This window comes from Providencia vermicola (genome assembly GCF_020381325.1).
Taxonomy (GTDB): Bacteria; Pseudomonadota; Gammaproteobacteria; order Enterobacterales; family Enterobacteriaceae; genus Providencia; species Providencia vermicola.
In genome coordinates, this window is record NZ_JAGSPI010000012.1 from 142668 (window position 1) to 168405 (window position 25738).

Consider the following 25738-nt stretch of genomic DNA (forward strand, 5'->3'; position numbering starts at 1 on the left):
CTTCGTTTGCCGCCTAGCGACAACCCAAACTATTTAGAGTATTGGCTAGAGTATTAAAATTAAATGGTTCATAAAATAATATCGAATGGAAATATTCGTCATATTTTGCGCTGTCGCGGTGTTGGCTGCACTCAGCTACGCGAGTCACATACTTGTGTATGCTCCCCGCGATATCGTCGTTTGCCGCCTAGCGACAACCCAAACTATTTAGAGTATTCAAATTATTTAGAGTATTCAAATTACTTAGAGTATTAGGATTGGTGTATTGGAATTAGGGCGTTGGAATTCGAGTATTAAAATTAAATGATTCATAAAAATAATATCGGATGGAAATTGATATTTTTTAGCGTATAACAAATAGAGACGAATAGACCTAAGCTGCCGACGTGCAGCTTAATTTTTAGCCAGATTAAAGAGAGAATACGAGGGGATCATGAAAGCGGCAACCGCATTGATAAACCGCCGCGCTCTGCGACACAACTTGCAACGGGTGAAAGAGATCGCACCCAATAGCCAACTGATTGCAGTTGTTAAAGCAAACGCTTATGGCCATGGGTTAGTTGGAGTGGGAAGTGCAGTGGAAACGCTGGTGGATGGCTTTGGCGTGGCAAGGTTGAATGAGGCATTGCTACTGCGCCAACATGGCGTTACAAAACCCATCGTCTTACTGGAAGGTTTTTTTGAGCAGTCTGACTTAGTATTGATGGCAGAGCACAAAATTGACACCGTTATTCACTGTGTTGAACAGCTTGAAATGCTTGAAGCGGCTAAGTTACCACATTCCCTCAAAGTTTGGATGAAATTAGATACAGGGATGCACCGCCTTGGTGTATTACCAAAAGACGCTGAGGATTTTTATCAACGCCTGCAACGCTGCCAACATGTTGAACTGCCTATTAATATTGTCAGCCATTTCTGTCAAGCTGATGCGCCGCACTTGCCAACAACTCAACGTCAAATCGATTGCTTCAAACAGTTTATTGAAGGCAAAGAGGGTGAAAAATCTATCGCGGCATCCGCAGGTATCTTATTATGGCCAGAAGCCCATTATGACTGGGTTCGTCCTGGGATCATGATGTACGGCGCTTCACCTCAAGAAGGAAAAAGCGCGGCAGATTTCGGCTTGCAGCCTGTTATGACCTTAAAATCCACCTTAATCGCCGTGAGAGAGCATTCTGCAGGTCAATGTGTTGGCTACGGTGAAACGTGGTGCAGTGATCAAGATACTCGCCTTGGGGTTGTTGCCATTGGTTATGGCGATGGCTACCCGCGTAACGTGCCATCGGGGACGCCAGTATTAATTAATGGGCGAAAAGTGCCGATTATTGGTCGTATTTCGATGGATATGACCGTCGTGGATTTAGGGTTAAATGCCACCGATAAAGTGGGTGATGACGTGATTTTGTGGGGGAATGGACTGCCAGTTGAAGAAATTGCCGCACAAACGGGCATTATCAACTATGAGTTACTCACTAAATTGACCTCACGAGTTGCGATGGAATATGTAGACGAATAGTCAACAAAGGGTTATTTTCAAGTAACAACGTAATAATCACGCTGAATAACGCAATGCGCGCTGACATTATCAGTGCCAAATAATGATTAGGAGATGTCCTGTGTTTGAACATGTTGATGCTTATCCGGGCGACCCAATTCTGTCGTTAATGGATGAATTTAATAAAGACACTCGCGATAACAAAATTAATCTGAGTATTGGTCTTTACTACGATGGTGAAGGTAAAACGCCTGAGCTGGCAACGGTGGGTACCGCTAAAGCGTCACTAAACAAGTTACCTGCAAGTGCTTCTTTGTATTTACCAATGGAAGGCTTAAAAGATTATCGTCTTGAACTGCAAAAATTGGTATTTGGTGAAGATTGCCCGCTGATTGCACAAGAGCGTATTGCAACAGTGCAAACCATTGGTGGCTCTGGTGCATTAAAAATCGGTGCTGATTTCCTACATCAATACTATCCTGATTCAGAAGTTTGGTGCAGTGACCCAACGTGGGAAAATCATGCCTCTATTTTCTCTGGTGCGGGCACAAAAGTTCATTATTACCCGTACTTTGATGAAAAAACCAAAGGCGTTAAATTCGATGAAATGATTGCAACGTTTAAGAAATTGCCAGCAAATAGCATCATTTTAATGCACCCATGTTGCCATAATCCAACGGGTTCTGACTTAACACCAGCGCAGTGGGATGAAGTCACGAAAGTGGCGATTGAACACAAACTGATCCCATTCTTAGATATTGCTTATCAAGGTTTTGCTGAAGGTATCAACGAAGATGCTTACGCGATTAGAGCGATGGTTAAAGCGGGTTTGACCGTGTTTGTCAGCAACTCATTCTCTAAAATCTTTGGTATCTATGGCGAACGTGCGGGTGGGTTATCAGTGATCTGTGAAAATACCGATGAGCGCGATCGTGTATTAGGTCAGCTTAAAGCTGGTGTGCGCCGTTTATATTCAAGCCCTCCCTCTAATGGGGCAAAAATTGTAGCTGCGGTACTGACCAACAGCGCAGAAAAAGCGAAATGGTTAGCAGAAGTGGAAGAAATGCGTTTACGTATTTTAGACATGCGCACCGTGTTGGTGGATGAGCTGAAAAAAGCGTTACCAACCAAAAACTTCGACCACTTATTGAAACAGCGCGGGATGTTCAGTTATACCGGTTTCACTAAAGAACAAGTGGCTCGCCTAAAAGACGAGTTTGCGGTGTATTTAGTGGGTACGGGCCGAGTATGTATGGCAGGTGTTAACCGCCACAATGTAAAACGTATCGTTGAGGCATTCGCTGCTGTTAGCCAGTAATTAAATACGTTTTTGATAAACGAAACGCAGGTTAAGGCCTGCGTTTTTTATGTCTAAGATCGCATATAGCGACAAAATGTTGCTTTTTGGTTTGGGTGATGTATGATTGATCTACCTGCAAGCGACACGATCCGTTGTCTGATATTGCTCAGAGTATTAAAAGGTTGCAATATCATCATGACGTGAAACCTATTATGTTCAGTATTTAGTAACATAATGATATTTATAAAATAAACCTTTGTGAGTAGGTAAAAAATTATGGCAATTTCTGTTCGATTAGATGATGATTTCGTATCTGAAGCTAAAATTCATGCAGAAGCGAAAAGCAGAAGTGTTCCAAAACAAATTGAACATTGGGCAAAAATAGGCCGTATAGCTGAGGACAATCCTGATTTATCTTACCGCTTCATTGAAGAGATGTTATTGGCTCAGGTAGAGGTCGAGAACAACAAGGTATCTCGATATGTCCGAAAAACAAAACGAGATTGAAGTTTATCAATCAGCTCGGTTCGAAAAAGTACTCAAGAAAATGTCAGATAACGATTTAAAAGTCGTTGAGGATGAAATCGATCGTATTATTGACAATCCATTGATTGGCGAGCTAAAAAAAGGTGACCTTGATTATTTGCGTGTTCACAAATTTAGGCTCAATGAATTGGTGGTGTTATTAGGGTATTCGTGGGTTTCATCACGGTTGGCACTATACCTTTTGAGTATTGGCTCACATGAAAATTATTATGAAAAACAAAAGAAGCAGACAAAAAGTGATTTAAAATTAATCAAGTAAAAAGGAAGCCACTAATGACTTCCTTCTTGTTATTTTGCCTTAATAGCCGCGTTCTAAAATCGTCTTTAAGAACCTAGAAGTATGGGACTTCTCACATTCGGCCACCTCTTCTGGTGTACCCGCGATGAGAATTTCACCACCGCCGCTCCCCCCTTCAGGGCCTAAATCAACAATCCAGTCTGCTGTTTTAATCACATCAAGGTTATGTTCAATGACGACAATGGTATTGCCTTGGTCACGTAACTGATGCAAAACGACTAAAAGCTGTTGAATATCAGCAAAGTGTAAGCCTGTCGTTGGCTCATCCAAAATATAAATGGTTTGCCCAGTACCACGTTTGGAGAGTTCTTTCGCCAGCTTAACACGCTGTGCTTCACCGCCTGATAACGTGGTTGCTGATTGGCCAAGACGAATATAGGATAACCCCACGTCCATCAAGGTTTGTAGCTTACGAGCAAGGGCAGGAACTGCATCAAAAAACTCACGGGACTCTTCGATAGTCATATCGAGAACCTCATGAATGCTCTTACCTTTGTATTTGATTTCCAAGGTTTCGCGGTTATAGCGCTTACCTTTACACTGGTCACAAGGCACGTATACATCAGGTAAGAAGTGCATCTCAACCTTGATAACGCCATCACCCTGACAGGCTTCACAGCGGCCACCTTTCACGTTAAAGCTAAAACGACCTGGGTTATAACCACGAGTGCGGGACTCAGGAACACCAGCAAATAACTCACGAACTGGCGTAAACACGCCAGTATAAGTGGCAGGGTTAGAACGTGGTGTTCGCCCGATTGGGCTTTGGTCAATATCGATGACTTTATCGAAATGTTCCAAGCCTTCAACATCTAAATAAGGTGCTGGGGTAATGGTGGTTGCCCCATTGAGTTGGCGCTGGGCAATTGGGAATAATGTATCATTAATCAGTGTGGATTTACCTGAACCAGATACGCCCGTAATACAGGTAAATAACCCAACTGGCACTTTTAAGGTTACATTTTTCAGGTTGTTGCCTTTTGCGCCAAACACCGTGAGCATTTTGTCCTTATTGACAGGAACACGCTGTTTTGGAATTTCAATTCGTCGCTCGCCACTTAAGAACTTACCTGTTAAGGAGTCAGGATTCGCAACAATATCTTCTAATGTACCTTGTGCCACAATTTGACCACCATGCACGCCAGCGCCCGGACCAATATCAATCACATGGTCAGCAGCGCGAATGGCGTCTTCATCGTGCTCCACGACGATCACGGTATTGCCTAAATCACGCAGGTGGATCAAGGTTTCTAACAGGCGATCGTTATCCCGTTGATGCAAGCCAATTGATGGTTCATCGAGCACATACATCACACCGACTAAACCTGCACCAATTTGGCTAGCAAGGCGAATACGCTGCGCTTCACCACCTGATAAGGTATCGGCAGAACGTGACAAACTTAAGTAGTTTAAGCCAACGTTAACTAAGAATTTAAGGCGATCACCAATTTCTTTCAGTACTTTTTCAGCAATTTGTGCACGCTGGCCACTGAGTTTTAAGTTTTGGAAAAATTCCATCGCATGGCCAATACTGTAATCTGCGATTTCAGGTAACGTAGTGTTTTCAACAAATACAAACCGTGCTTCTTTACGTAAACGCGTTCCATTACAAGAAACACAAGGGCGGTTACTGATGTATTTTGCGAGTTCTTCGCGAACGGCGGTGGATTCCGTTTCTTTATAACGGCGTTCCATATTATTGAGAACACCTTCGAATGGATGGCGGCGAACGGTAATATCCCCGCGATCATTACGGTATTTAAACTCAATGGTTTCTTTGCCTGAGCCGTACAAAATAATTTTTTGTACGGCAGGGCTGAGTGAGTCATAAGGGGCTTCGACATCAAACTTATAGTGCTCAGCCAATGACATTAGCATCTGGAAATAATAAAAGTTACGGCGATCCCAGCCGCGAATAGCGCCGCCTGCTAAAGAAATTTCGGTGTTTTGCAACACGCGCTCAGGGTCAAAAAATTGCTGAACGCCTAAACCATCACAGCTTGGGCAAGCCCCAGCTGGGTTATTAAAGGAAAACAGACGCGGTTCTAATTCCACCATGCTATAGCCACAAACTGAACACGCGAAGTTTGCAGAGAAGACCAGCTCTTCTGCTTGTGGATCGTCCATATCGGCAACAACAGCGGTACCACCAGAAAGCTCCAGCGCGGTTTCAAATGACTCTGCTAAACGTTGGGCAATGTCATCGCGAATTTTAAAGCGATCAACCACAACTTCAATAGTGTGCTTTTTCTGTAATTCGAGTTTAGGGGGATCAGAAAGATCGCAAACTTCTCCGTCAATTCTTGCACGGATATAGCCTTGGCTTGCTAAGTTATCGAGTAATTTAACGTGCTCCCCTTTACGCTCTTTGACGACAGGTGCAAGTAACATCATGCGGCGATCGGTTGGCTGGGCTAAAACATTATCAACCATCTGGCTGACGGTTTGCGCTGCTAATGGAATATCATGATCAGGGCAGCGAGGTTCACCAACCCGCGCAAATAATAACCGCAGGTAGTCATGAATTTCGGTGATAGTTCCGACAGTAGAACGTGGGTTATGTGAAGTGGATTTTTGTTCAATAGAAATCGCAGGAGAAAGCCCTTCAATGTGGTCTACATCAGGCTTTTCCATTAAGGACAGGAACTGGCGCGCGTAGGCGGATAAGGACTCAACATACCGGCGCTGCCCTTCAGCATACAGGGTATCAAACGCTAAAGAGGATTTTCCAGAGCCTGACAAACCTGTGATAACAATCAGTTTGTCACGAGGAATAACGAGGTTGATGTTTTTCAGATTATGCGTGCGTGCGCCGCGGACTTCGATATTATCCATTTACCACTTCCCGGATGATTTGATATTGAACAATCGCAAGCGATCATTATCACATATTTTTCCCTGAATGGATATACAGTAGTCGTTATATTTTCCTACTCGTCATATTTCAACCCACAGCAGTGTTGGCTGCGCTCAGCTACGCAGGCCACATACTTATGTATGCTCCCTGCGATATCTTTGCTTGCCGCCTAGCTGTGAATTGAACTATTTAGAGTAGGACGTTTTAATGATGAAATTGGAAAACAAAAGCCAGAATTTATCGAAAAGATAGATGCGGTGTGTATTATTTTTTGTCTATACTGGCAAAAGCACTATGAAATTTAACTAAAAGCTGGAAAGCGTTTCGCAAGTTTAAATATGCAATTTCAATTGTTGGTGCAAATCGGTTCGGTCGTTGGTAAACTTCAGGGCTAATCCAGAGATTAAAATTCAATGCATCAGGAGTAATAAATGGCCAGCAGAGGCGTAAATAAAGTAATTCTTATCGGTAACCTAGGGCAAGATCCTGAAATCCGTTATATGCCTAACGGCGGAGCTGTGGCAAACCTGACTCTGGCAACTTCTGAAAGCTGGCGCGATAAGCAAACCGGCGAGATGCGTGAAAAAACTGAATGGCATCGCGTGGTGATTTTCGGCAAATTAGCTGAAGTTGCAGGTGAATACTTGAAAAAAGGTTCACAAGTCTATATCGAAGGGTCTTTACAAACGCGCAAATGGCAAGACCAAAGTGGTCAAGATCGCTACACCACGGAAGTAGTTGTTAATATTGGCGGTTCTATGCAAATGTTAGGTGGTCGCGGCGGTGATGCACCATCACAAGGCCAAGGTGGTCAAGGTGGTTGGGGTCAACCTCAACAGCCACAAGCTGCTCAACAATTCAGTGGTGGCGGTGCTGCACCTGCACGCTCACAAGCGCCAGCGCCACAAAATAATGAGCCACCAATGGATTTCGATGACGATATTCCGTTTTAATCTGTTATTTTAATAAATATATAAAAGGCTTCCTCGTGAAGCCTTTATTCTTTAGTATTTTATATTTTAAATATAACCATCAAATAAAAATATTTTTTATTAAAAGGATAAAATAAAAAATTATTTTAAACCTTAAGGAATTATTAATTTTAGCTATTATTAAAAATAAATAATAAAAAAGCTCCAGTAATTAACTTACTTGGAGCTTTGTATTGAAGGTGGAATAAAAAGGGTAAGTGCAAATTTTATTTTCATATTGCGTATCAGGCTACTTTAGGTTCCAGTAGTAAAGGGTCATTCTGACTTTCACCGGAAATTCGGTAGATTGATGGCGATGTACCTAAATAAGCGCGGAATCGCTTTGCAAATGATTGCTGGGAGTCAAATTGGTATTTTAATGCAATATCAATCACTTGTAGTTCTGTGGTGCAGAGGTCTTTTGCTGCTTCACAAATCCGCCTTCGACGAATATATTCACCTAAAGGCATCCCGACAACCTTACGAAATACTCTTTGTAAATGCCATTTTGTATATCCAGATTTTAGTGCAATATCATCCAGTAATAGACGACTGGTTAAGTTCATTTCAATCCAAACGATTATTTCATTAACAACTGTAGATTGAAATTCTGTGTATTTCCCATTATAGGGAACAGGGATTTCTTTATACATAATGTTTTTCCTACGAGTTACTTTTTAATCATATCCTTCATTAAGTAAACCGCCAATAAATAAATACTAAACAAATAAGAATACAGGCTGTTAATTTGTTAAATGGCATTAATAGCAAATTTTAATTAATATCTAACCAGTAGTGTTTGCCTTAAGATAATATATTTATCAGGAATCGAGTAAAACGAGTGATAACTGGACCTCGATCCTACAATAAGTATTATAATTGTCAGGATCGAGACAGTTCATACTGGTCAGTGCATTGGAATATATTTTTTAAGCCTCCAAAAGCCGATCAAAATAGCGATGGAAATGATAATGGATAGTATGTTCATCGCCTGCCAACCAATGGTGAAAAAGAGAATGCCAGCCCCGAGGCTACCAATGCCGCCAAAAAAGTAGATCAAAAAATCGGTTGTTCCTTGCACTTTTGCTCTTTCATGAACTTCATAGCTGTGGGGCAGTAAATTGGTGGTGCTGATTAACAGTAAATTCCAAGCGACTCCAACAAAAATACCAGAGAGCAAATAATGATAAAAACCATTACCCAGTAGATTCATCACTGCAGATAGAATCAATAAAATGATGCCACAGAAAATAATGCGTTTTGCCCCTAAATGCTGAATTAATGTCCCTGTGAAAAATGAAGGGGCAAACATACCCAATACGTGAAACTGAAACACGATTGCGATTGATGAAAATGGAAAATCATGTTGCTTCATCGAGAGTGGAATAGAGGCAAAAGTAAAGACGACAATCGCATAACCAATAGCACTCACAATCGCGATTAATTTCAGTATTGGTTGTGAATACAATGCCTTATAGCTTCGTTTAATTAAATTTTCATCGTGTGGTACTTTCATCACTTTTTTCAATGGCACGATGAGTAATAAAATAAATGCGATAACATAAATACCCGCTAATGTAGCAAAAGGGCCTGCAAACGGATATTTTGCAAAAAATCCTTGGGTCATAATAGCCAGTGTTGGGCCTATTAAGGCAGCGGCAATACCGCCACTCATCACAAGGCCAATCGCTTTAGCGCGCAGTGAAATAGGGGCTTCTTCGATAGCAGCGAAGCGAAATTGTTGTGCAGTGCCAATTGCAATTCCAGTGAAAAATAAACCTAGAGAGAAATAGATTAAATTACTTTCTAAAACCCCAAGAATCGATAACCCAGCACCAATGAGTCCGCCAATGTTTCCGACAATAAACCCAATTCTTCTTGAGTATTTTTGCATCAAAAAGGCAATAGGGATTGTTGCTAGTATCAAACCAACATACTGACTTAACAGTGGAATTGTGGCATGTCTTGGGTCAGTTGCTAAATTTTCGCCAATCACAACAGCAACTGAAAGAACAATGGCATTCCCTGTTATAAATAATGCAAGTGCGGTGGCTAACCACCAAACAGATCTTGGCATAGAGACCTCTTTTTTATAAAAAGCAAATAAAATCAATTTGTTGAATATGACTTTTGTTCACATCGTCATATTCTTTGGCTCTATGCTACAACTTAAAGTTAACTTTAAGTCAAGTAATAGGTTGGGGTATTTTAATGGTTAATTCTGCTTTGTTTGGTCTTAAATTAAGATGATAGTTCTAATGAGGTTGAATGTGATGAGACTCGCATTTAGGAGGGATGAGAACTGAAAAATGAAAAAATGATTGTCAGAGTAATAAAATTATGTTTTCTTAAAGGGAGTTAAGAAAACAACAAAAAATTAAACAGACAGACTAAAACAGGAAAATCCCGTGAACATGACTTTTAATCACTCAAACCTACTACTAACCGCGCCACGTGCTGCGGTGGTCGTGCGTGTGGTGGTGGTCGTGGGCTTAGCGCCGTAACGGGTACAAATCAACGCAGATTTAGAAACCCCGCCGGCGCAAACCGAGCGGGGTTTTTTATTCTCTCTCGCTCAAATCCGCAGGCTAGCAAAGGATAATTATGATGAGCGAATCGGGCAACACATCACCACAGAAAACGCGTTTTACAGGCGCAGAGTTAATTGTACATTTACTGGAAAAACATGGTATTACCATTGTTTCTGGCATTCCTGGTGGGGCAGCTTTGCCTTTTTATGATGCATTAGGAAAAAGCAAAAAAATTCGCCATATTCTTGCTCGTCATGAGCAAGGGGCGGGTTTTATTGCTCAGGGTATCGCTCGAACAACAGGCAAAGCCGCTGTGTGTATCTCGTCGAGTGGCCCTGGCGCAACCAACTTAGTGACTGCAATTGCTGATGCGAAACTAGATTCTATTCCACTGGTTTGTATTACGGCACAGGTGCCTTCTTCAATGATAGGGACAGATGCATTCCAAGAAGTTGATACTTATGGTATTTCTATTCCAGTTACCAAGCATAACTATTTAGTTCGCAGTATAAATGATTTGCCACAGGTGATTTGCGATGCTTTTCGTATCGCTGAATCAGGCCGTCCAGGGCCTGTTTGGATTGATATACCGAAAGACGTTCAAACCGCGACTATTGAGTTAACCGAGATACCTGACATTTTACCGAAAGACAAAGCGCCAAATTTTGATATGGAAAAAGTACTCCAAGCGGCGCAAATGATCAACGAAGCTAAACGTCCAGTGCTGTATTTTGGCGGTGGTGTTATTAGCTCAGCTTCAACAGAAACGGCGATTGCATTTGCAGAAAAGGCTGCTTTGCCTACAACCATGACCTTGATGGCATTGGGGACTGTGCCTATGCGACATCCTTTATATTTGGGAATGCTAGGTATGCATGCCGCGGCAAGTACCAATATGGTGATGGAAGAATCAGATTTACTGATTGTTATTGGAGCACGCTTTGATGATAGAGCCATCGGAAAAGCTGAGAAATTTTGCCCTAATGCCAAAATTATTCACGTTGATATTGATAAAGCGGAAATCAGTAAAATCAAGCGTCCAGACATTGCTATCCATGCTGATGCAGGGCAAATTTTAGAATTGTTATTGCCATTGGTTGAGCGAAATACACGAAGTGAATGGATCAAACGAGTCGATGAGTTAAAAACAAAATACCCATTAAACTTAAGCGATGCAGATAACCCATTAAACCACTATGGTTTGGTGTTAGCTGCTGCTCGTGCCGCGGGTGAAGAGGCCATTGTCACAACCGATGTTGGTCAGCACCAAATGTGGGCTGCTCAGGTTTATCCGTTGTCTCGCCCTCGCCAATGGTTAACTTCAGGCGGTTTAGGCACGATGGGCTTTGGTTTACCGGCTGCGATTGGTGCTGCTTTGGCTGAGCCTGAAAAAACCATCGTATGTTTTTCTGGTGATGGCAGCCTGATGATGAATATTCAAGAATTAGCGACAGCAGCTGAACATCAGTTAAATATCAAAATCGTTTTAATGAATAACCAAGCGTTAGGTATGGTTCATCAGCAACAAGATTTATTTTTTGAAAACCGTATATTTGCTGCAGCTTATCCGTACCAAACTGACTTTATTAAGATAGCGGCAGGCTTTGGTTTACAAACCTGTGATTTGAATAATGAGGCAGACCCTGCAATGGCACTGGAAGCGGTTATGAATACCAAAGGCCCTTGTTTAATACATGCCTTGATCGATGTAAATCAGAAGGTATATCCAATGGTTCCGCCAGGTGCCGCTAATATTGATATGATTGGAGCGTAATTATGGTACTTGAACATCACCCAATTGCTTTAGAGTTAATTGTTCGTAACCACCCTGGCGTTATGTCTCATATTTGTGGCCTGTTTGCTCGTAGAGCATTTAACGTAGATGGCATTCTTTGTATGCCAATTAAAGATAAAGACGAAAGCCGTATTTGGTTATTAGTCCAAAAAGACGAACGCTTATCGCAAATGATTAATCAAGTTGAAAAACTTGAAGATGTTAGGGAAGTGCGTTTTAGTGATAATTTACAGCTGTTTGAAACAATGCAAAATTATTTGCAGTAATTCTTAAGCTTGGTTTTTCAAATAAGCTCATACTTTGGTATGGGCTTATTTTTTAGCCAAATAATGTTGGTTTTGGGTTTCTTAAAGCGAACGAAGGTGATATAACATCAAAAGATAAATAAAAAGTTTCTCAGTTTATGATGAAGAGTAAAGGGAACAAAAACGATGCAAAACAATATCTATCTTTCGAATACCTATCAATATGAAGTAGAAACAATGTTAGTTAATACAGGTCACGATGAGGAAGGCGAGTGGGTTGCACTTGAAGATAATATTTTTCATCCTCAAGGCGGAGGTCAACCTGCGGACACTGCCTGGGTTAATGAATTAAGTGTTCGGATAAAGAAACACCCGAGTGGGTTAATTGTTGCTTATTTACCCGAGAGAGCCTCTCTTAATGCTGAAGAAAGGGTTATAGCAAAAGTTGATAGTGAGAAACGCCGACGCTATGCTGCGCTTCATACTGCGGGGCATTTGTTAAATTGGGAATTACGTCGTTTTGGCTGGATGGCACAAAAAGGACATCACTTTCCAGATGAATCAAGAGTAGAGTTTACTATGATGGAAAATCAAGTAACCCCTTTTGATGAACTTGATAGCGCGGAAATTGAAGGGATTATCAATCAAAGTTTACAAAGTGCCCGTAAGGTTGATATCAAGCAAAATGGTGAAATGCGGATAAGTTACATTGACCAAACAGAAGAGATGCCATGCGGAGGGACGCATGTCGCCTCGCTAGATAATATTTGTCATTTTTCAATTAAGTCGATGAAATTTAAAAAGGGAACGTTACGTATTAGCTATGATGCACAGCATGTTATAGTTTAAACACCATCACTGAGATGTGAATATGTCATCACTACAGTTGCTTGAAGTTCACCATCCATACATAAGTAGGAATGTGGAAAATCGCCGCTAAATGCATAAAAATCCCCTGCTTCTAAGACAATATTTTGATCGTTGTTTAAGCGTAACATGAGGGAACCTGAATTAACCATAATATGTTCATGAGTTCCCGTCATGTGAGCAGGGCTATTAATGATTGCACCTCGTTTCATGGTTAGCTGCCAGATTTCCGAGATATTTCCCATGCTGATACGAAATTTAAATTGCTGAGAGTACTCGCTTTCATCACTTGGTGTAGATTTTACAAAATAAGGGTAGGCTTCATGTTGCCGTGTAAATAAATCGCTTAGCGGAAATCGCAGTGCTATAGCAATGGACTCTAATGTATCGATACGTGGGTTTGAATCCCCAGACTCTAATTTTGAGAGTGCCGCTTTAGATATGCCAGAAAGGCGAGAAAGTTCGTTAAGCGAAAGATTTCTCGCTTGCCTAAGTAAACGAATTTTTTGGCCAATTTTTATATTAATTTTTTTATCCATGTTATGCCTTTCCTTGAATATTGGTCTATTGTGCTAATTCTACATCACTCAGCGAACCAAATCACATACTCTTAGTTATCCATACTATTTCAATGTGTTATTTAATTTTTTGATAGAGATTTGAATTTTTAAAAATGAAAAAAATAAAGCTATTTAATAAATGTGATAATAACTATAGTGAGGGCGTTAAAAACTTTCGGAGTTAAGCGCTATGCCGTTTGAATTATTCTCACCAGAAATGGCGATTTGTTTTACGACATTGTTGTTTGCCTATATTGTTTTTGGAATGGCAGGCTTTGGGTCTGCGCTGATTGCTACACCTGTACTCGCGATGTATTTACCTCTGAATATGATCGTTCCCATTCTAGCGTTAATTGATTTAACAGCTGCGGTATTAAATTTACTTAAAGATGGAAAAAACGCAGATTATCAGGAAATAAAATGGATTATTCCCCTAATGATAGTGGGAAGTTTAATTGGCGCAGCGATTTTATTAAAAACACGACCAGATATATTAGTTTTGTTATTAGGGCTGTTTGTTATTGGTTATGTATTAAATGCTTTCTTATCAAAAAAAGCCAAAAAACCGTTTTCAAAAGCGCTGGTAGTGCCTTTTAGCTTGATTGGCGGGGTTTTTAGCGCGTTATTTGGGAGCGGTGGTTTTATTTATGCAATGTATTTATCCAGTCGGATTGAAGATAAACAGCGTTTTCGTATTACCCAAATGACATTAATTGGTTTTAGTACGCTAACTCGCGTGGTCATTTTTTTGGTTATGGGAGTGTACCTTAATCTTGATACATTATTGATTGCATTAGCATTCTGTCCTGCAATGTTGATTGGAACTTGGTTGGGTAGGCACATTACATTAAAAATCTCCCGTGAAGCTTTTTTGAAAATTATTAATCTAGTGATTTTAGTTTCAGGCATGGCCTTGTTATATCGATATTTCTTTGTTCTTTAATTATCAATACCTGGTAAGACACAAATTTATTTTATAAAGATAAATAGCAGAATATAGGTGGCATGCTACAATCACTGCTGGCATTATTAGGTTTATTGATAATGCAACGGTTTTTTATATTATTAATAATTAATTTTATGGAGTTAAAATCTAATTCTTTAATTAAGTATTTAGATTAATACCAAAATGAGCTCTGATAATCAGTGTTTACACAATTTTCGACATTCCCCTTCATTTGCTATTTTTACGATTACGACCAGTATTGCCGTTATTGGCATCGTCATTGGGTTAAGTATTCCAATGGTGGCTTTGAGATTAAATAACTATGGTGTGAATGAACTCACCATCGGCATCATTTCCGCGGCGCCAGCTTTAGGGATGTTTTTAATCGCACCTGTTGTACAGCGTATTGTGCAATGGTCAGGCAAGCGCAAAGCGATGTTAATTGCCACCATCATTTCAGGTATTAGCTTATTACCGTTATTAAGTACGCTACCTCTTTGGCTATTATTTCCTTTACGGTTGATAACAGGGCTTGCCAGCGGTGTCATGATTTGCTTAGGCGAAACGTGGATTAACGAATTATCGCCTGAAAATAAACGTGGTCGTATTCTCGCGATTTATACCACGGTATTTACTGTGAGCCAGCTACTTGGGCCTTCTTTTATTGCTTATTATGGTGTAGAAGATAAATCCCCTTTGCTTATTTGTACCCTTATCCATTTGATTTCGGTTGTGCTATTTATCTTAATGGATCAAAAAGTGGGGGATCGAATTGCCGCTACAGCAGAAAAATCAAATTTTTCTATTATCCAGTTTGTGAAAGTTGCGCCTGGGATTTGTGGGGGAATTTTATTTTTCGCCTTTTTTGATGGCACGATTTTATCCATGTTCCCTATCTATGGGATGGGGATGGGGCACACAGAAGCGGTGGCTGCACTGATGATCAGCGCGATTTTAGCGGGTGATGCAATTATGCAGCTGCCTTTTGGCTGGCTTGCTGACCATATGAATCGGGAGAAACTCTATCGGATCTGCGGTGTTGTAACATTGGCAGCTAGTTTCTTATTACCATTTACCATTACTCAGCCTTATTTAATTTGGGTATTGTTATTTGTATTGGGAGCAACGGCAGGGGCAATTTATACCATTGCATTGGTGCAGATTGGCCAATACTTTAAAGGGAATGAGCTGATTATTGCGAATGCGGCGGCAGCGATGTTGTGGGGGATTGGTAACTTATCTGGGCCTCTGCTCGCAGGGGTGGCGACATCAATTTCTCCATCAGGCCTACCTATTTTATTGATTTTGTCTGCGGCTATTTTTTTGTGGTTTACCCGAGAGAAATACAGTGCGCAAGTTACTGAACAAGCGACATATTAATTTTAGCGGGTGAATAAACACCCGCTTCACTTTATTCTGTGACTTTATAAACGACTAAATTTTCACGGTATTCATCTGGTCGATGGTTGTGCCAAAAAAGTACCATACCTTGTGGGGCAGGCTTCACTTCTTTTGATAATACGATTAACCAGCGGCAGTGCTCTGGTTTTTGGAACTTATCCTGTCGTTGGTGTAGGATTTTTGTGTAGTAATACAACATTGGTGCTTCTGATTCTCCAATATTATCAGAGGCCATACAATCATCAGCTGTATATTGGCCTACTAAATGCTGTTTTAAATCGACAAAAACCCCTTCAAAACCTTTTGTGTAATCAACCCAGCCCAAAAATAAGGTTAAGATTACCCCCCAAACAGTACAGAGCCCGAGTACCCAGTTTTTCATCATTTGAAAGGCGGGGGAAAGGTTTGGAATGATTCGGTTACGCAAGAACCAAACAAGTGTAATCAATACCCCGCAGATGAAAGCGATAGTGGAAAAGGGCATTTGATAGCTCATGGGGAGCCAGCGGCTAAATAATGTTAAGTATTCTTGATGGTAGCCCGTGAGTACGATGAAATAACTGACCCATAGAAATACGACTAAGAATGACCAAAACACCGCAGAGAAACGTGAAACCCCATTGAGCACTTTTTCAGGAATAGCCAAAAGTGCAGGTGTACCAATAATCGCCATTGGTGCGATAAAAGGAAGAAGGTATAGTGCACGGCCAGAGGCAGATATTTGCAAAAAGACTATGCCTAAGAGCGGGAATAATGTGAGTAAATAGGTGTTAGAAGTCATTAAGCGTTTGATTGGGTGGCGTAAGAAATAAGCGACTGCCAACAAACCCGATGGTAAGGCAAACAATGAAACGGCTGCAGGGATACGGGTTAAATTTGCTTTTGCACCGAGTTTTTCAACAGAAAAGCCAAAAAAGCGGCCGATGTTATTTTCCCAAAACCAAACCATAAATAAATCAGGATGTTGCTGGTAAAGCATGATTGGCCAAGGGAGGATAGCAATAAGCGCCGCTAATCCAGCCGCAAAACTATAGCGCCAAAATTGCTTTGTACGGCATTGAGTTAAAAATACAGGGGCTAATAGCAGACAAATCCACAGGACTCCTGGAATAAAGACACCTTTTGAGAGCATCGTTACCACTGTTCCCACGCAGAGCCAAACAGCTGACATGCCCATTTTTTGTTGTTGAATCAACCCTAATAACCCATAAAGCCCGATTGTTGCACCTGCTATCAGGGCGACATCAGTAAACATATCATGGCTATGACGGAGGATCCCTGGCGCGCAAGCATACAGTGCAAGCGCAATCCAAATACGGATATCAGTAAAGTCCTTTGCGGTAAAAAAGCGACGAGCTAAGAACACAAAAAATGAAAAGTTAATGACTGAAAAAAATAAGCTGGCAGTTCGTGCCGCATCATAAAGTGGCATAAACCCTGAAAATAAGTGGGAGGTTAGGGTTGCAACCCAATAATAAAGCGGGGGTTTTTCCATAAAAGGCTCACCCGCATTGGTTGGAACTAACCATTTCCCTGTTTCATACATGGTTTGAATAATACCAAAGCTGTAGTTTTCATCCTGTTTCCATGGACTATGACTATAGATACCAGGGAGTAAATATAGGGCAAGGAAACTGATAAAAAGTAGTAAAACACCCCGTTGTAATGTGATGGATGGTGTATTTTTATTTGGCATATTTATTTAAGGCTTTAGTTCACGGTGATAGAAATAAAATAATAACTACGGTTAATAGTTGTTTGGCTCATATATAAAAATAATATTTACTCAGTGACGGATATTTATATTTTTTTCAAAATATTATTCACTAACGCATATTTAAATTATTTTACCATGAAATAATAATGAGTTAGCTAAGCGTTTTGTAAGCAAATATTCAGTGATTATATCAAAAAAATAATCTCGCTATATAAACAAAGTCTATATGAAATCGAATTAGCTATTTTTACCTAACGTTGTCTTTAATAAATAGTGAAGAACAATAAATATTATTAACAAAGTTGTATTTATTGTTGGGTATTTTATTCTATTTTTCGAGGTGGAAAATGAGTTTGATGCAGAGAAAAAATTAAAAACACTTGATCATTTGCCCGTTTTCGAACGATAATTACTCTCCTCATAATACGCCCTATTCTTATTTTTAAGCCAAACGATTGCGCCATTGTTTTGATTGAGATTTTCCCTCTCGGTCAATGAGGCTTTTAGAAATACGTAATCGTTTACGTCAGCGGATGTGTGATGAGCCAGTAAGATGGGCAGATAAAACTTATTGGCTTTTAGCGTGTTCGTTTACCATTAACAGCAGAGGTACACCATGTCAGGCCAACAGGCTTCATCCAACTGCAAATTGGATTCATTTTTTAAGATCACCGCTCGCGGCTCTTCCGTTCGCCGTGAAATCATTGCAGGGCTAACTACATTCTTAGCGATGGTTTATTCTGTTATTGTGGTGCCTGGTATGTTGGGGCAGGCTGGTTTCCCGCCGACTGCAGTGTTTATTGCTACCTGTTTAGTGGCAGGTTTCGGTTCATTATTAATGGGGCTATGGGCGAATTTGCCGATGGCGATAGGTTGTGCCATTTCACTTACCGCATTTACCGCTTTCAGCTTAGTTTTAGGCCAGCAAATTAGTATCCCTGTTGCGTTAGGCGCCGTATTCCTAATGGGGTGCTTGTTTACCATTATTTCTGTAACAGGTATTCGTAGCTGGATTTTACGTAATATGCCAATGGGCATTGCACATGGTACAGGGATTGGTATCGGCCTGTTTTTATTATTGATTGCTGCAAATGGCGTGGGTTTAGTGATTAAAAACCCTAATGCAGGCCTACCTGTGGCTTTAGGTGAATTTACCTCTTTCCCTGTTTTAATGTCATTAGCGGGTCTTGCGGTTATTTTCGGCTTAGAAAAGCGCCGTGTACCAGGTGGCGTGTTATTAGTCATTATTGCGATCTCAATCATTGGTTTAATTTTTGACCCTGCAGTGAAATACCAAGGTTTCTTTAAATTACCGTCATTAGGTGACGATGGTCTTTCTCTTGTTTTTAATATGGATATCATGGGTGCGTTGCAACCAATGGTACTGCCAAGTTTATTGGCTCTAGTTATGACTGCCGTATTTGATGCGACGGGTACAATCCGTGCTGTTGCAGGGCAAGCGAACTTATTAGATAAAGACGGGCAAATTATTGATGGTGGAAAAGCATTAACCGCTGACTCCGTAAGTAGCATTTTTGCGGGGGCTATAGGCGCTTCACCAGCGGCGGTTTACATTGAATCAGCTGCGGGAACAGCTGCTGGCGGGCGTACAGGGTTAACTGCTGTTGTTGTCGGTGTGCTATTCCTACTTATCCTCTTTCTATCACCATTGTCATACTTAGTGCCTGCTTATGCGACAGCACCAGCACTGATGTACGTTGGTTTGTTAATGTTAAGTAACGTTTCAAAATTAGACTTTGATGACTTTGTTGATTCGATGTCGGGCCTGCTGTGCGCGGTGTTTATCGTCCTGACATGCAATATCGTAACGGGCATTATGCTTGGCTTTGCAGCATTAGTGATCGGTCGCATTTGTGCGGGTGAATGGCGTAAGTTAAATATCGGTACTGTTGTGATTGCTGTACTTTTGGTGGCGTTTTATGCTGCTGATTTGGCAATATAAAGATAATTAAATTTAAAAGGCGGGGGTTGTTACCGCCTTGTAACGCATTATTTCGATTAATCGCAAAGTATAAATTTTTTTCCCATAGAGCGGTAGCTAGGGATAGAATAGATATAAGGCGGTGAATCAAGTGGAAGTCCTGTTTTTCCACTCGTGACCGCTTGATTGTCATAATCGAGGTCTGGACGGTGCTATCTCTTACTATGCGGCGGCAGGCAATTTTGAGTTCTGGTCGTCTAGTTAATCAGTAAGGGCAACATGGAAATTTTCTTTACTATTCTTATTTTGATTTTAGCTGTCTCTATTTCAGGGGTTGCCGCTAAAATTCTTCCTATACGTATTCCGCTTCCACTCATTCAAATCGCCATTGGTGCATTGTTGGCTTGGCCGCAATTTGGTTTGCATGTCACGTTTGACCCCGAATTGTTTATGGTTTTGTTGATCCCACCTTTGCTGTTTGTTGATGGCTGGAAAACACCAACCCGTGAATTTTTCCAAAACGGACGAGAAATTTTTATCCTCGTACTGGTTTTGGTATTAGTTACTGTTATTGGTATCGGTTACTTAATTTACTGGTTAATGCCAGGTATTCCACTTATCGCTGCATTTGCCCTTGCTGCGGTACTTTCACCAACGGATGCGGTCGCGTTGTCCTCTATTGTGGGTAAAGGGCGTATCCCTAAACGTATGATGAGCGTCCTAGAAGGTGAGGCATTGATGAATGATGCTTCAGGCTTGGTGGCATTAAAATTCGCTGTTGCTATTGCAATGGGCACAATGGTGTTTAGCACATCTGGCGTGACAATTGAATTCTTTAAAGTTGCTGTGGGGGGGTTACTTGCAGGGATTATTGTAACGTGGCTGTACAGTAAATCTTTGCGCCTAATGAGCCGCTGGAGTGGTGATGACCCTGCAACACAGATTGTTTTCATGCTATTGCTGCCATTTGCTTCATACATGATTGCAGAACATATTGGGTTTTCTGGCATTTTAGCCGCTGTTGCCGCAGGGATGACCATTACCAAATCTGGCGTGATCCGTAATGCGCCACTCGCCATGCGTTTACGTGCGGATAGCGTTTGGTCGATGTTGGAATTTGTATTTAACGGCTTAGTTTTCATTATGTTAGGTCTCCAGTTGCCAGGGATATGGGAAACTTCCGTCATTCAAGCGGATCTCGACCCAAGCGTTGAGACATGGATGCTGTTTGCAGCCGTTGCCATTATTTACTTCGCCTTGTTATTGCTGCGTTTTTGTTGGCTGTGGCTGATGAAAAGGTTTAGCCGTTTGTTCCTAAAGAAAAAACCACTGCAATTTGCTAATTATACCGTGCGTGAGCTGTGGCTGGCTTCTTTTGCGGGGGTGCGTGGGGCGATTACCTTAGCGGGTGTGCTCTCTATTCCGTTGTTTTTAACCGACGGCTCTCCCTTCCCTGCTCGTTATCAACTGGTGTTTATCGCCGCTGGGGTGATTTTGTTCTCCATTTTTGCGGGGGTGATCGCATTACCGTTATTGCTGCGCAATTTCAAAGTGGGTGACAAAGAAGCTGATGCCAACGAAATACGTATGGCGAAGGCTAAAATGGCTGAAGTAGCGATCGTTAGCTTGAATAAAATGGAAGAGCGTTTATCTGCGGACGTGGATGAAAAACTTGATTCAGAAGATATCAGTGAGGTTGCTTCTCGCGTGACAGGTTATCTCAGACGTCGTACTGCGGGGCAAGATGAAATTGATCATAACTTGCAAATTGAAGACCTTGAGCGACGTTTCCGTTTGACCGCGTTACGTGCGGAACGTGGTGAGCTTTATCACTTGCGCGCTACGAAAAAAATCAGCAATGAGACACTACAATCTTTGTTAGTCGATTTAGATTTATTAGAAGCGGTACTGATCGAAAAAGAGCATTAAAACGAAAAACCGAGTATTCTACTCAACATTATTTAGTTTGAGACAGAATACAGCATTATGTGGTTACTTGTTATCACGACGCTGCTTTGGGCAGCGTCTTTTAGTTTGATCGGTGAATATTTAGCAGGCCAAGTCGACAGCTGGTTCTCAGTTTTGGTGCGTGTGGGCCTTGCTTCATTGGTCTTCCTGCCTTTTCTTCGCTGGCGTCAATTTGGCGCTAAAGTGATTTCACTTTACATGTTAGTGGGTGCTTGCCAGCTTGGGATCATGTACCTGTTTGTTTTCCATGCTTATCAATATCTTACTGTAGCTGAGTTTTTACTCTTTACGGTATTAACACCACTGTATGTCACGCTAATTTATGACTTATTAGAACGGCAACCACTGCGTAAAGGGTACTTGTTTAGCTCTTTGCTGGCGGTGATTGGTGCGGCAATTATTCGCTATGATCATTTGAGCGAATCATTCTGGTTAGGGCTTTTGTTCGTGCAATTAGCCAATATCTTTTTTGCTATCGGGCAGGTGGGGTATAAGCGTTTGATGGAGGTACATCCCATTCCTCAACATCAGGCTTTCTCGTGGTTCTATTTGGGGGCAACGTTAGTGGCACTGATTGGCTGGTTGCTCTTTGGTAATAAATCCATGATGCCAACCACAAACCTCCAATGGGGAGTTCTGCTGTGGCTTGGTATTGCTGCATCAGGCATTGGTTATTTTATGTGGAACTATGGGGCAACAAAAGTTGATGCTGGAACCCTTGCTATTATGAATAACATGATGGTTCCAGCTGGCCTATTAGTGAATTTCGCTATTTGGCAGCAACATCCTAATTGGTTGAGTTTTACCATTGGATCGAGCCTAATAATTGCGTCTCTTTGGGTGCATAAGCGTTGGATACTTTCGCGGGCTTCACATACGAAAGGCTCTCCACAGCGTGATCCGTCGCGTTCTCAGTAAATGCCTCGATAGCTGGCTGACGCTGTTCTCCTTCACGGCATGCAGCGTATAGCCGGCTCCATAAGCCACTCCCCAATGTTTTAGTCTTAATCAACCCTTGTTTCTCGAATGAATCGACGGCCCAATGGGGTAATGCGGCAATCCCCATTTTAGCTGCTACCATTTGAATTAAAATCAATGTGTTATCTACGTTTTTTACATTTGGTGAAACGCCCGCAGGTTGCAGGAAGTGCCGCCAAACATCAAAACGTTCTCGTTGTACTGGGTAGAGCAGTAATGTTTCATTCGCCAAATCATGTGGTTCGATGTGTGGCTTCTTTGCAAGCGGATGGTCATTGGCGACGATCAATTTCACTTCATAATCGAACATTGGCGTGTAATGAATACCTTGATCAGGCAGGATATCTGACGTCATCACAAGGTCGAGTTCTCTTGAAAGTAACTCAGGCTGTGGGTCAAATGTCACCCCCGATTTAAAATCCACACTCACTTGCGGCCAGGTCTGCCTAAACTGTTGCAACGCAGGTGTTAGCCATTGAATACAACTGTGGCATTCGATAGCAATACGCAGCGCACAGACACCTGGTTCATTACAAACGCGAATGGCATCTTTGACCAAGGGTAGTACTTGTTGTGCCAGCTGCAATAAAACTTCTCCTTGTGGCGTAAATTGTAATGGTTGGCTTTTTCGTACAAATAAGCGAAAGCCTAACCGATGCTCTAAATCACTAAACTGGTGTGACAGAGCTGATTGTGTCTGGTGCAAGTGTGTTGCTGTAGCCGCTAATGAACCGTACTGGCTGAGCGCTTGCAATGTTTTTAAATGTTTTAGTTCGATCATGAGAAACCTTCACGGTGACAATGAAATATTTGCGCTTGTGCTTTATACAGTACCTGTTGATTATGGATGTGTAAACATCTAGACGGCTAAATATTTTAAGGGGTCAATATGTCTGTTATAAATCATACACTTGGTTTTCCACGCGTCGGTCTGAAAAGAGAGCTAAAACGAGCACAAGAAGATTATTGGGCAGGCAAAATTGACCAATCGGCGCTTTTAGCGGTGGGGCATGAGTTGCGCGTTCGCCATTGGGAGCAGCAAAAAAATGCAGGTGTTGAATTATTACCCGTTGGTGATTTTGCTTGGTATGACCAAATCCTGACAACCAGTTTACTATTAGGTAACGTGCCGCCACGCCATCAAAATGAAGATGGTTCTATTGATTTAGATACCTTATTTAGGGTCGCTCGTGGCCGTGCGCCAACAGGTGCTCCCGCGCCAGCAGGTGAAATGACCAAATGGTTTAACACAAACTACCATTACATTGTGCCTGAATTTCAAAAAGGGCAAAAATTTGCGCTATCTTGGAATCAATTGTTTGATGAAGTTGATGAAGCACTTGCGCTAGGCCACAAAGTTAAACCTGTGATTGTGGGGCCACTTACCTATCTGTGGTTAGGGAAAGTTAAAGGCGAATCATTTGATCGTTTATCGTTGCTGAATGAATTACTGCCAGTTTACCAACAAATATTGGCGCGCTTAGCTGAAAAAGGCATTGAATGGGTGCAAATTGACGAACCTGCATTGGTACTGGATTTACCTATTGAATGGCAACAAGCGTATAAAGAGGCCTATCAAGCGCTATCAGGCCACATAAAATTATTGTTAACCACGTATTTTGATGGCGTTAGCCATCACTTAGATATCATCAAACAGTTAGCTGTCCAGGGGTTACATGTCGATGTTGTGGCGGGTTCAGATGATATTGAGAAACTGCACCAAGCGCTGCCTGCTGACTGGATTTTATCACTAGGTGTGATTAATGGCCGTAATGTTTGGAAAGCCGATTTAGGTGAAAAATTTACCCAAGTAAAACCACTGCTAGGTCAACGTTCAGTATGGGTAGGAACCTCCTGTTCACTATTGCACAGTCCCATTGATTTGAATGATGAAACGCGTTTAGATGCGGAAGTGAAAAGCTGGTTCGCGTTTGCATTACAAAAATGTGAAGAGCTTGCCTTGCTGAGCAAAGCACTCAATCAACCTACTGATGCAAACATCGCAACGTTAGAAACATACAGTGCGCCGATTCGAGTTCGTAAAACTTCAACTCGAGTGAATAATGCCACCGTCGCACAACGTTTAGCGGCAATTCGTGAGGGGGATACAGAGCGCACCAGCCCATATTCACAACGTGCACAGCTTCAGCGTGAACGCTTTAACTTGCCATTATGGCCAACGACCACGATTGGTTCTTTTCCTCAAACCAGTGAAATCAGAACACTACGGTTAGATTTCAAAAAAGGCCATGTAGATAAAACCTATTACCGTACAAATATTAGCGAGCACATCAAACAGGCGATTAAAGAGCAAGAAATTTTGGATATCGATGTGTTGGTACACGGTGAAGCTGAACGTAATGACATGGTTGAGTACTTTGGTGAACACTTTGATGGCTATGTGTTCACGCAAAATGGTTGGGTACAAAGCTATGGTTCGCGTTGCGTGAAGCCACCCGTGATTATTGGGGATATTAGCCGCCCTGAGGCAATTACCGTTGAATGGGCGAAATATGCGCAATCGCTAACGGAAAAACCCGTCAAAGGCATGTTAACAGGCCCAGTCACTATCCTGTGTTGGTCATTCCCGCGTGAAGATGTAAGCCGTGAAACCATTGCAAAACAAATCGCACTGGCACTACGCGATGAAGTGGATGATTTACAAAAAGCGGGTATTGGTATTATTCAAATTGATGAGCCAGCATTGCGTGAAGGCTTACCACTGCGTAAAAATGAGTGGGCAGCATACTTAAAATGGGCAGTCGATGCCTTTAAGCTCAGTGCTGCCATCGCTGAGGATGACACACAGATTCATACCCATATGTGTTATTGCGAGTTCAATGACATCATGGGTTCGATAGCGGCGCTAGATGCAGATGTGATTACTATCGAAACCTCGCGTTCAGATATGGATCTGCTGGATGCTTTTGAACATTTCGATTATCCAAATGAAATTGGGCCAGGTGTCTATGATATTCACTCACCGAATGTACCGAATGTGGAGTGGATTGTTGCATTGCTCAGAAAAGCGGAAAAACGTGTCCCTGTTGAGCGCTTATGGGTGAACCCAGACTGCGGACTGAAAACCCGCGGCTGGGCGGAAACCCGCCAAGCGTTGGCCAACATGGTTGAAGCCGCGAAATTGCTAAGAAGTGAGCACACATCGTAAAAGCGTGATAAAAGGCAGGGAAACCTGCCTTTCAGACTGCTGGCAAACCGATTAGGTTTGACGGCAGGTTGGATGGGTTTTGAAAATAAATTAGGAAAATCAATTTATTGATTTTCGGCTGATAACACAAAGCAGGAAAAACCACGCTTTTA

Annotated in this window: 21 protein-coding genes; 15 read left to right on the forward strand and 6 right to left on the reverse strand. The window is 41.7% G+C overall.

Annotated features, from left to right (window positions below):
• Nucleotides 1-433: 433 nt before the first annotated feature.
• The 4 genes from alr (at nt 434) to KDJ85_RS17415 (ending at nt 3600) form a co-directional block, all read left to right on the forward strand.
• The gene (gene alr, locus KDJ85_RS17400) at nt 434-1516 is read left to right on the forward strand and encodes an alanine racemase (protein ID WP_225820727.1); all 1083 of its coding nucleotides are present in this window, start codon (nt 434-436) and stop codon (nt 1514-1516) included.
• A gap of 100 nt (nt 1517-1616) precedes the next feature.
• Complete coding sequence (locus tag KDJ85_RS17405; RefSeq protein ID WP_225820728.1) at nt 1617-2813, forward strand: amino acid aminotransferase; 1197 nt, start codon at nt 1617-1619, stop codon at nt 2811-2813.
• A gap of 258 nt (nt 2814-3071) precedes the next feature.
• Nucleotides 3072-3302, forward strand: a complete 231-nt coding sequence (locus KDJ85_RS17410; RefSeq protein ID WP_225820729.1) for a ParD-like family protein — start codon at nt 3072-3074, stop codon at nt 3300-3302.
• The gene (locus KDJ85_RS17415) at nt 3277-3600 is read left to right on the forward strand and encodes a type II toxin-antitoxin system RelE/ParE family toxin (protein WP_225820730.1); all 324 of its coding nucleotides are present in this window, start codon (nt 3277-3279) and stop codon (nt 3598-3600) included. The genes KDJ85_RS17410 and KDJ85_RS17415 overlap by 26 nt, the downstream gene beginning before the upstream one ends.
• A gap of 39 nt (nt 3601-3639) precedes the next feature.
• Here KDJ85_RS17415 and uvrA read toward each other — a convergent pair whose 3' ends face one another.
• Nucleotides 3640-6474: an excinuclease ABC subunit UvrA gene (gene uvrA, locus KDJ85_RS17420; RefSeq protein ID WP_225820731.1), complete on the reverse strand. Its 2835-nt coding sequence runs from the start codon at nt 6472-6474 to the stop codon at nt 3640-3642.
• 453 nt (nt 6475-6927) lie between these two features.
• On the opposite strand from uvrA, the gene KDJ85_RS17425 reads away from it, so the two are divergent.
• Nucleotides 6928-7449, forward strand: coding sequence for a single-stranded DNA-binding protein (locus KDJ85_RS17425; protein ID WP_206086322.1), 522 nt, complete (start codon nt 6928-6930; stop codon nt 7447-7449).
• Between the two features lie 263 nt (nt 7450-7712).
• Here KDJ85_RS17425 and KDJ85_RS17430 read toward each other — a convergent pair whose 3' ends face one another.
• Entirely contained in the window at nt 7713-8120 is a 408-nt protein-coding gene (locus tag KDJ85_RS17430; RefSeq protein WP_219245580.1) for a helix-turn-helix domain-containing protein, read from the reverse strand.
• Nucleotides 8121-8374: 254 nt separating this feature from the next.
• Entirely contained in the window at nt 8375-9544 is a 1170-nt protein-coding gene (locus KDJ85_RS17435) for an MFS transporter (protein ID WP_225820732.1), read from the reverse strand.
• 337 nt (nt 9545-9881) lie between these two features.
• Between KDJ85_RS17435 and ivbL the strand changes: the two genes are divergently transcribed.
• The 4 genes from ivbL (at nt 9882) to KDJ85_RS17455 (ending at nt 12887) form a co-directional block, all read left to right on the forward strand.
• Complete coding sequence (ivbL, locus tag KDJ85_RS17440) at nt 9882-9971, forward strand: ilvB operon leader peptide IvbL (protein WP_219249565.1); 90 nt, start codon at nt 9882-9884, stop codon at nt 9969-9971.
• A gap of 103 nt (nt 9972-10074) precedes the next feature.
• Nucleotides 10075-11772, forward strand: coding sequence for an acetolactate synthase large subunit (ilvB, locus tag KDJ85_RS17445; protein ID WP_225820765.1), 1698 nt, complete (start codon nt 10075-10077; stop codon nt 11770-11772).
• A 2-nt stretch (nt 11773-11774) separates the two neighbouring features.
• On the forward strand, nt 11775-12059 hold the full coding sequence (gene ilvN / locus KDJ85_RS17450) for an acetolactate synthase small subunit (protein WP_047756595.1): 285 nt from the start codon (nt 11775-11777) through the stop codon (nt 12057-12059).
• Between the two features lie 165 nt (nt 12060-12224).
• Nucleotides 12225-12887, forward strand: coding sequence for an alanyl-tRNA editing protein (locus tag KDJ85_RS17455; RefSeq protein WP_225820733.1), 663 nt, complete (start codon nt 12225-12227; stop codon nt 12885-12887).
• Here the strand turns inward: KDJ85_RS17455 and KDJ85_RS17460 are convergent.
• A complete protein-coding gene (locus tag KDJ85_RS17460; RefSeq protein ID WP_206086326.1) occupies nt 12884-13444 on the reverse strand; it encodes a helix-turn-helix domain-containing protein in 561 nt (186 codons plus the stop codon). The genes KDJ85_RS17455 and KDJ85_RS17460 overlap by 4 nt on opposite strands.
• A gap of 211 nt (nt 13445-13655) precedes the next feature.
• Here KDJ85_RS17460 and KDJ85_RS17465 point away from each other — a divergent pair, with 211 nt between their 5' ends.
• Nucleotides 13656-14408 carry a sulfite exporter TauE/SafE family protein gene (locus KDJ85_RS17465; RefSeq protein ID WP_225820734.1) on the forward strand — a complete coding sequence of 251 codons (753 nt, stop codon included), beginning with the start codon at nt 13656-13658 and terminating at the stop codon, nt 14406-14408.
• 186 nt (nt 14409-14594) lie between these two features.
• Nucleotides 14595-15791 (forward strand): MFS transporter, encoded by a 1197-nt coding sequence (locus tag KDJ85_RS17470; protein ID WP_225820735.1) that lies wholly within the window; start codon nt 14595-14597, stop codon nt 15789-15791.
• 31 nt (nt 15792-15822) lie between these two features.
• Here the strand turns inward: KDJ85_RS17470 and KDJ85_RS17475 are convergent, their stop codons facing one another.
• Nucleotides 15823-17508, reverse strand: a complete 1686-nt coding sequence (locus KDJ85_RS17475) for an ArnT family glycosyltransferase (protein WP_225820736.1) — start codon at nt 17506-17508, stop codon at nt 15823-15825.
• A 637-nt stretch (nt 17509-18145) separates the two neighbouring features.
• Here KDJ85_RS17475 and KDJ85_RS17480 point away from each other — a divergent pair.
• The 3 genes from KDJ85_RS17480 (at nt 18146) to KDJ85_RS17490 (ending at nt 22357) form a co-directional block, all read left to right on the forward strand.
• Nucleotides 18146-19492, forward strand: coding sequence for an NCS2 family permease (locus tag KDJ85_RS17480; RefSeq protein ID WP_225820737.1), 1347 nt, complete (start codon nt 18146-18148; stop codon nt 19490-19492).
• Nucleotides 19493-19750: 258 nt separating this feature from the next.
• Entirely contained in the window at nt 19751-21400 is a 1650-nt protein-coding gene (locus KDJ85_RS17485) for a Na+/H+ antiporter (protein ID WP_225820738.1), read from the forward strand.
• A 57-nt stretch (nt 21401-21457) separates the two neighbouring features.
• On the forward strand, nt 21458-22357 hold the full coding sequence (locus KDJ85_RS17490; protein WP_206086331.1) for a carboxylate/amino acid/amine transporter: 900 nt from the start codon (nt 21458-21460) through the stop codon (nt 22355-22357).
• Here KDJ85_RS17490 and metR read toward each other — a convergent pair.
• Nucleotides 22242-23198 carry an HTH-type transcriptional regulator MetR gene (gene metR / locus KDJ85_RS17495; RefSeq protein ID WP_225820739.1) on the reverse strand — a complete coding sequence of 319 codons (957 nt, stop codon included), beginning with the start codon at nt 23196-23198 and terminating at the stop codon, nt 22242-22244. The genes KDJ85_RS17490 and metR overlap by 116 nt on opposite strands.
• 108 nt (nt 23199-23306) lie before the next feature.
• On the opposite strand from metR, the gene metE reads away from it, so the two are divergent.
• Nucleotides 23307-25586 carry a 5-methyltetrahydropteroyltriglutamate--homocysteine S-methyltransferase gene (metE, locus tag KDJ85_RS17500; RefSeq protein WP_225820740.1) on the forward strand — a complete coding sequence of 760 codons (2280 nt, stop codon included), beginning with the start codon at nt 23307-23309 and terminating at the stop codon, nt 25584-25586.
• The last annotated feature ends 152 nt before the right edge of the window (nt 25587-25738 follow it).